The 6,798-nt window shown below is 66.1% G+C and carries 8 protein-coding genes; 4 read left to right on the top strand and 4 right to left on the bottom strand.

The genetic code is table 11. The features are described 5' to 3' along the window. Positions 1-455 precede the first annotated feature (455 nt). Positions 456-884, top strand: a complete 429-nt coding sequence (locus AC0IX4_RS09525; protein ID WP_471828791.1) for a VOC family protein — start codon at positions 456-458, stop codon at positions 882-884. Here AC0IX4_RS09525 and AC0IX4_RS09520 read toward each other — a convergent pair whose 3' ends face one another. Then, positions 885-1,643, bottom strand: coding sequence for a lysophospholipid acyltransferase family protein (locus AC0IX4_RS09520; RefSeq protein WP_042573546.1), 759 nt, complete (start codon positions 1,641-1,643; stop codon positions 885-887). Between the two features lie 22 nt (positions 1,644-1,665). Then, positions 1,666-2,685: an NADP-dependent oxidoreductase gene (locus AC0IX4_RS09515; protein WP_471828829.1), complete on the bottom strand. Its 1,020-nt coding sequence runs from the start codon at positions 2,683-2,685 to the stop codon at positions 1,666-1,668. Positions 2,686-2,747: 62 nt separating this feature from the next. Here AC0IX4_RS09515 and AC0IX4_RS09510 point away from each other — a divergent pair, with 62 nt between their 5' ends. Together AC0IX4_RS09510 and AC0IX4_RS09505 are read left to right on the top strand one after the other, a co-directional pair. Further along, positions 2,748-3,311 (top strand): TetR/AcrR family transcriptional regulator, encoded by a 564-nt coding sequence (locus AC0IX4_RS09510; protein WP_471828790.1) that lies wholly within the window; start codon positions 2,748-2,750, stop codon positions 3,309-3,311. A gap of 63 nt (positions 3,312-3,374) precedes the next feature. Further along, the gene (locus AC0IX4_RS09505) at positions 3,375-3,770 is read left to right on the top strand and encodes a hypothetical protein (protein WP_235579598.1); all 396 of its coding nucleotides are present in this window, start codon (positions 3,375-3,377) and stop codon (positions 3,768-3,770) included. A 114-nt stretch (positions 3,771-3,884) separates the two neighbouring features. On the opposite strand, the gene serS is transcribed toward AC0IX4_RS09505, so the two are convergent. Together serS and AC0IX4_RS09495 are read right to left on the bottom strand one after the other, a co-directional pair. Further along, positions 3,885-5,147 carry a serine--tRNA ligase gene (gene serS / locus AC0IX4_RS09500; RefSeq protein WP_471828789.1) on the bottom strand — a complete coding sequence of 421 codons (1,263 nt, stop codon included), beginning with the start codon at positions 5,145-5,147 and terminating at the stop codon, positions 3,885-3,887. A gap of 28 nt (positions 5,148-5,175) precedes the next feature. Further along, the gene (locus AC0IX4_RS09495; RefSeq protein ID WP_471828788.1) at positions 5,176-5,586 is read right to left on the bottom strand and encodes an ankyrin repeat domain-containing protein; all 411 of its coding nucleotides are present in this window, start codon (positions 5,584-5,586) and stop codon (positions 5,176-5,178) included. A gap of 62 nt (positions 5,587-5,648) precedes the next feature. Between AC0IX4_RS09495 and AC0IX4_RS09490 the strand changes: the two genes are divergently transcribed. Continuing rightward, entirely contained in the window at positions 5,649-6,797 is a 1,149-nt protein-coding gene (locus AC0IX4_RS09490) for a septum formation family protein (protein WP_471828787.1), read from the top strand. Position 6,798: the final 1 nt, after the last annotated feature.

Genomic DNA, 6,798 nt, shown 5'->3' with positions numbered 1-6,798 from the left:
ATATTGGCACTGACATTCATCGACACACTGTTGAGTTCTCAAAGAACACGCACACACCACCACCACCCACACACAGCAGGAGGATCCGGGGCAACCGTTCCAGCCTAACCACACCGCAACACCCGAGTCAAACACCAGGCACCACATGGATCAGGAAGTTGGACTGTACGCTCAGCCTACACCACGTGCAGACGAACCTTTTCTGTCCGATCGGCCATGCGACTCCGTCCCACCTCGTTCGCCCAGCCCCTGAAGGCCTTCGGTCGGTGTCCGTGTCGCTCTGACTCGAAGAAAGTTACGCGAGTGATTCGTGAGATGCAAATCGCCAGGTCAACGGCGATTCTTCTGCGACATCCTCCGGACATCGCTTTCATGCATGGCCACGAATACCCCGTGTGTGCGCCCACGTCGGCTCGACGGTCGCGTCGACAGGTGCACCGGAATCGGAGCAACACATGCCTATCGCAGCAGTCGACTACAACCACGTACGCCTGACGGTCAGTGACATCGCGGTATCGAAGAAGTTCTACGACGATGTCTTCGGCTTCGAGGTGGCGTTCGAGCTGCCGCCGAACCCGGACGCGGAGACGAAGGAAGCCCTCGGCTTCCTCTTCGGCGGTGTCATCTACAAGTTCGCCGGCGGTCTACTCGGACTTCGTCCCACCGCGCCGAGCGACGACACCTTCGGCGAGGATCGCGCCGGGCTCGATCATCTGAGCTTCAGCGTCGCCTCCATGCAGGATCTGCACGACTCCGCTGCGCTCCTGGACCAGCTCGGCATCGCCCACGAGCCGGTCAAGGATCTCGGTGACGCCGGCATGGCGATCCTCGAATTCCGGGATCCCGACAACATCGCGCTCGAGATCGCCGGCCCCAACAGCTAGTCAGTCCGAGGCGCGCTTGCGCTCGTCTCGCGCTGCCATCCGAGCCTCGAGGTCGACGGCATCCAACTTGTCGGCTTCCTCGAGGGTCGGGGCTGTCCCCCCGAGACGGGCAGGTACCCAGTACTCACCGGCGGGGTGCTCGTAGTTGTTCTGGATCTCGGCGAGCATCGACTGCATCGTCGTGCGCAGGTGTGTGGTCAGCTCGCCGGCGGACGTATCTGCTGCGATCGGCTCACCCACCCTGATAGTGATCGGGGTGTTCGTGCGGCCGAGACGCTTCGGGAACCCCTTGGTCCACACACGCTGAGCTCCCCAGATGACCATGGGGATGATCGGGACCCCGGCTTCGATCGCCATCCGAGCTGCTCCGGACTTGAAGTCCTTGATCTCGAAGCTTCGACTGATGGTCGCCTCCGGGTACACGCCGACCAATTCACCGCGCGCGAGTGCGTCCACTGCAGACCTGTACGACTCGGCGCCGGCGCCGCGATCCACGGGAATGTGCTTGAGCGCCCGCATGATCGGGCCCGACTTCGAGTTGTCGAAGACCTCTTTCTTCGCCATGAACCGGATGTACCGCTTGTGCTTACGTGCGGGGAGGCCGGCGTAGGTGAAGTCCAGATATCCGGTGTGGTTCACCGCTATCACCGCACCGCCCTGCGCGGGAATGTTCTCCGCGCCGGTCACGTCGAACTTCAGGCCCTGAGCAGCGAAGACCGTGCGGGCGATGCCGATGATGGTGCGATAGACAGGTTCCACAAACAGCAGCGTAGCGGTAGCACTACCGCGCAGCGGAGATCCGTACGACCATCTTCCCGGTGTTCTCTCCTCGGAGCATGCCGAGGAACGCGTCGACCGAACGGTCGATCCCGTCGACGACCGTCTCGTCGTAACTGATCCTGCCGTCGGTGAGCCATGCGGTCATGTCCTCGGCGAAGGCGGGGAACCTGTCGAAGAAGTTGCCCACCGTGAAGCCGCGCAGCGTGAGGCCTCGGGTCACGATGTTCGACATGTTGTCCGGTCCTGGAGTGGCCCCCACGGAGTTGTAGGCAGAAATCGCGCCGCACAGTGCAGCGCGTCCGCCGTCCTTGAACGAATCCAGGGCGGCCTCGAGGTGGTCGCCGCCGACGTTGTCGAAGTAGACGTCGATGCCGGCCGGAGCCGCTGTGCGCAGCTGGTCGCGAACCGGGGCCTGCTTGTAGTCGAACGCCGCGTCGAAGCCGTACTTGCCGGTCAGGAGGTCGACCTTCTCCGCCGAGCCCGCAGAGCCGATGACCCGTCCGGCGCCGAGAATGCGGGCGATCTGGCCCACCGCGCTTCCCACTGCTCCGGCAGCGCCCGACACGAACACCGTGTCGCCCTGCTTCATCTGGGCGACGTCCTGCAATCCGACGTACGCGGTCAGGGCCGTCATACCGAGGATTCCCAGGTAGGCCGAGGTCGGAACGCCGTCGATCTCACGGACCGTACGGAAATTCGAGGCTTCTCCCTGCGCGATGTCACGCCACCCCAGCTGATGCACCACGACACTCCCCACAGCGACGTCGTCCGACCGGCTCTCGAGGACTCGGCCGACGGCGCCACCGGTCATCGTCTCGTGGAGAGCGAAGGGCGGTACGTACGACTTGACGTCGTTCATGCGACCGCGCATGTACGGATCGACCGACATGAAGTCGTTCGCGACCCGCACCTGGCCCGGCTCGAGGTCGGGAAGGTCGACTGTGACCGACCGGAAGTTGTCGGCAGTAGGCCACCCGATGGGGCGGGACACGAGCTGGATCTGGGTGCTTTTCACGTCGATGCTCCTTTTGTGGATCGTTCGGTACACTAAATACCGTACGCCTCACCGACGAAGGGTGACAGATGGGTAGGAGAGCGACGTTCGACGCCGCGCGAGTCATCACTGCTGCGCGAGACGTGTTCTGGTTCAACGGCTTCGATGGCGCGTCCCTACCCGAACTCGAGGCGGCGACCGGCCTGTCCCGATCCAGCATCTATCACGCGTTCACCAGCAAGCGCGGCCTGTTCGACGCTGCGGTGCAGGATTATCTGGACACGGTGGTGGCGCCGCGACTCGACCTGTTGCGGACCGACGACGGTCTGGACGCCTACTTCGCGTCGATGGACTCGGAACTCGACGCCCTCGATGCCGACTCACCACGTCGCGGCTGCCTTCTGGTCAACACCGCGGCGGGATCCGCCGCGCACGACGACACCCTCGCCGCCGTCGTCGACGCCTACCGTCGGCGACTGACCGATGCCGTCACCGACGCCCTGGTGAACCGCGGTGACGACGATCCCGAGAATCGGGCTCGCATCCTGGTGACGATGAGCTCGGGCGCACTTCTGCAGGCACGCGTCGACCGGAACGAGGCACGCGCGATCATCGCCTCGGCACGGAAGTTGGCGCGGTCCTGGGAATCGTGAGCCGACGCGGACATCGGTACCGTCGAGGAAGTGGATATCGACCGGTGGCGTAGCCGACTCCCCGTGACCAGAGCATCGGACGGGGAGCTCGTGGGGTGGACCGTCTCCGACATGGCTCGCGACGACGGCGAACTCGTGGACGCCGTCAACCCTGTCGGCCACGTGATCGCCGAGGACGTGCAGCTCGAGGCGGCGATCGACGTTCTCGAAGCGCGCGGGCTGAGTTCGCTGTCCGTTCCCTACTGGGCGCGTGCGCCGTTACCGCTGGTCAGCGAGCTGGATCTCCGGCGTGCGACACCGGAATGGCAGTGGCGCCGGATGGTCATGACGCAATTGGACGACACCAAGGTCTGGATCCGTCCCGCCTACCCGTCGTATCCGGAGCGGATGGTGGAACTCGCCGTCCCGCTGCCGGCGGACGACGTCCTCGTCACCGAACCGCCGACACGCGACGAGTAGCGAACCCGCACTGCTGATTCTCGGCCTCACGATGCACGTCAGCGCACCCGATCGATCGGAAACCTGCGAAATGGCGGATCCAGTCACGATCGGGTGCGTTCACGTGCAGTACGGCTAAGAGTTCGGCGGACGCAGGACGTCGGTGCCGACGAACGGTACGAGCGCAGCCGGGATCTTGACGCTGCCGTCGGGCTGCTGGTGGTTCTCGAGGATCGCGGAGATCCACCGAGTCGTCGCCAAGGTGCCGTTGAGCGTCGCGGCCGTCTGCGGCTTGCCGTTCTCGTCCCGGTACCGCACACCGAGTCGACGCGCCTGGAACGTGGTGCAGTTCGAGGTGGACGTGAGCTCGCGGTAGGTGTTCTGGGTGGGAAGCCATGCCTCGCAGTCGAACTTGCGCGCGGCCGACGAACCGAGGTCACCGCCGGCAGTGTCGATCACGCGGTACGGAAGCTCCACCGCGGCGAGCATTTCCTTCTCCCAGCCGAGCAGTCGCTGGTGCTCGGCATCCGCGTCCTCGGGACGGGTGTAGACGAACATCTCGACCTTGTCGAACTGGTGGACGCGGATGATGCCGCGGGTGTCCTTGCCGTAGCTCCCCGCTTCACGACGGAAGCAGGACGACCATCCCGCGTAGCGCTTGGGTCCCGAGTTCAGGTCGATGATCTCGCCCGAGTGGTAGCCGGCCAGCGGTACTTCCGAGGTACCGACGAGGTAGAGGTCGTCGTCGTCCAAGTGATAGATCTCCGACGAGTGCGCGCCCAGGAAACCGGTTCCGGCCATGATCTCCGGACGGACCAGGACAGGCGGGATGACCATGGTGAAACCGTTGGCGACGGCCCGCTGCGCGGCCAACTGCAACAGTCCGAGCTGCAGAAGCGCGCCGTACCCGGTGAGGAAGTAGAACCGTGCGCCGGACACCTTCGCGCCGCGCTCCATGTCGATGATGCCGAGCGACTCACCGAGCTCGAGGTGGTCCTTCGGGTTCTCGATGGTGGGGAGTTCCCCGATTGTCTCGAGGGTCACGAAGTCGTCCTCGCCGCCGGCGGGAGCTCCGTCCTGCACGATGTTCGAGATCGCGCGGTGCGCGGCGTCGAGGTCGGCGTCGGCAGCGTTCTGCGCGGCTTCGGCGTCCTTGACTCGCGCCGACAGCTCCGATGCGCCCTTCAGCAGTTCCTGCCGCTCCTCGGGCGAGGCCTTGCCCACCTTCTTGCCCAGCGCCTTCTGCTCGGCACGCAGGTTGTCCGCGGCCAGCACCGCGGCGCGGCGTGAGGCGTCGGCGTCGAGAAGCGCGTCGACCAGGGACGGGTCTTCGCCCCGGGTGCGCTGCGACTGGCGGACGGCGTCGGGGTCCTCGCGGACAACTCTGAGGTCGATCACGGGGAGTGAGCCTACTGGGGTCGGACGCTCAGCCGACTCCGAGGATGACCAGGTAGTCCTCGCGACCGAACATCCGGGCGGCATCGACTGCGGTCGGGTGGCCCGCGTGTGGATTGGCGCCGGCGTCGACGAGCGCACGGACGACGTCGTCCTCGCCCTTGAAGACGGCCCCCGCGATCGGTGTCTGGCCCTTGTCGTTGGGTCGGTTCACGTCGGCGCCGCGGTGGGCCAGAGCGATCACCGCATCGGCGTGCCCGTGATAGGCCGACAACATGACCAGCGTGTCGCCGGAATCGTTCGCGAGGTTCACCGGAACGCCGGCGTCGACGTAGGCGGCCAGCGCCGCGGCGTCACCACCGCGGGCCATGTCGAAGACGCGCGTCGCGAGGTCTTCGATGCCTGCTTCGAGGCCGGCGTCGTCGGGAATCGCACCACTCATACCGTCCGAACCTACCGGCAGGCATGATGGAGTCGATGTCTTCCACGCCCGATGACCCCACCGTGAGCGCGTCCGATACGGACGACGCCGAGACCACCCCGGTCCCGGCGACGACCGATGCGACCGCCCCCGAGCCGTCGGGCGACACTTCCGAGCCGTCGGGCGACACTTCCGACCAGCCGCGCACCGTCCAGGCATCCAAAGCTCGACGCCTGCTCGCGCTGGTCGCCATCGGCGCCATCGGAGCAGCAGCCATCACGATCGGCGTCTCGGGAGGCTTCGATCGCAGCGAGAAGCTGGTGACGCCGTCCGCGCAGGGCACGGTCGGCACGGCGTCGACGACGTCGTTCGGCTCGTCCGACGCCGGAGATTGCCTGCAGTGGACCCCGACGGACGACCCGGACACCGACCGACAGGATCTGGCCGAGGTGACGTGCGCGCAACCGCACCGCTTCGAAGTCGCGGAGACGATCGACCTCGGCGTCTATCCGGTCGCGGAGTTCGCGACGGGGGCGCCCTACCCGGATGCCGCCAGGTTCGCGTCGTTGCGCGACGAGCACTGCGAGACCGCCGTGCAGGACTACACCGGCGGTCGCTTCGACCCCACCGGCAAATACTCGGTGGGCCTGATGTTCCCGAGTCAGGCCGGTTGGGCGGCCGGCGAGCGTGCGATCCGCTGCGGCATCCAGCAGACGGGCGCGACCAGCGCCCTGCAGGTCATGACCGGGAGTGTCGCCGACCAGGACCAGTCGATGGTCTGGGAGACCGGCAGCTGCGTCGGGGTCGAGGCCGGTGTTCCGACCGATCCGATCGACTGCAGTGCGCCGCACGCCTTCGAGGTGGTGTCCGTCGTGGACCTCGCCGCGCAGTTCCCCGGTGGGCTTCCCTCGGTGGAAGAGCAGGACAAGTACCTCGAACCCACCTGTACGCAGGCCTCCGATGCCTATCTCGGCAGCCCCGATGCGCTGCGCAACAAGACGTTGACCCTGTTCTGGGACAACGTCGACGCATCGAGCTGGCTCGCGGGCAGCAAGAAGGTCAGCTGCTCCATCGGCAAGGAGGTCGAGTCGGGCGGCTTCGCGTCGATCGTCGGGTCGGCCAAGGGCGACATCACCATCGACGGTGCCGCTCCGGTTCCTCCGCCTGCAGTTCCCGACGGCCGCAGCCTCCCCGTTCCCCTGCCCGGAGCATCGCCTCTGCCCGGAGCGTGAC

The organism is Rhodococcus sp. AC861 (genome assembly GCF_979256035.1).
Note: the sequence above shows the minus strand (reverse complement) of the source record. Positions and strands in the feature narration are given on the sequence as shown.

Bases quoted from the DNA above. Each gene is read 5' to 3' on its own strand.
- AC0IX4_RS09525 (WP_471828791.1), top strand. From the start codon at position 456: ATGCCTATCGCAGCAGTCGACTACAACCACGTACGCCTGACGGTCAGT.
- AC0IX4_RS09510 (WP_471828790.1), top strand. From the start codon at position 2,748: ATGGGTAGGAGAGCGACGTTCGACGCCGCGCGAGTCATCACTGCTGCG.
- AC0IX4_RS09495 (WP_471828788.1), bottom strand. From the start codon at position 5,586: ATGAGTGGTGCGATTCCCGACGACGCCGGCCTCGAAGCAGGCATCGAA.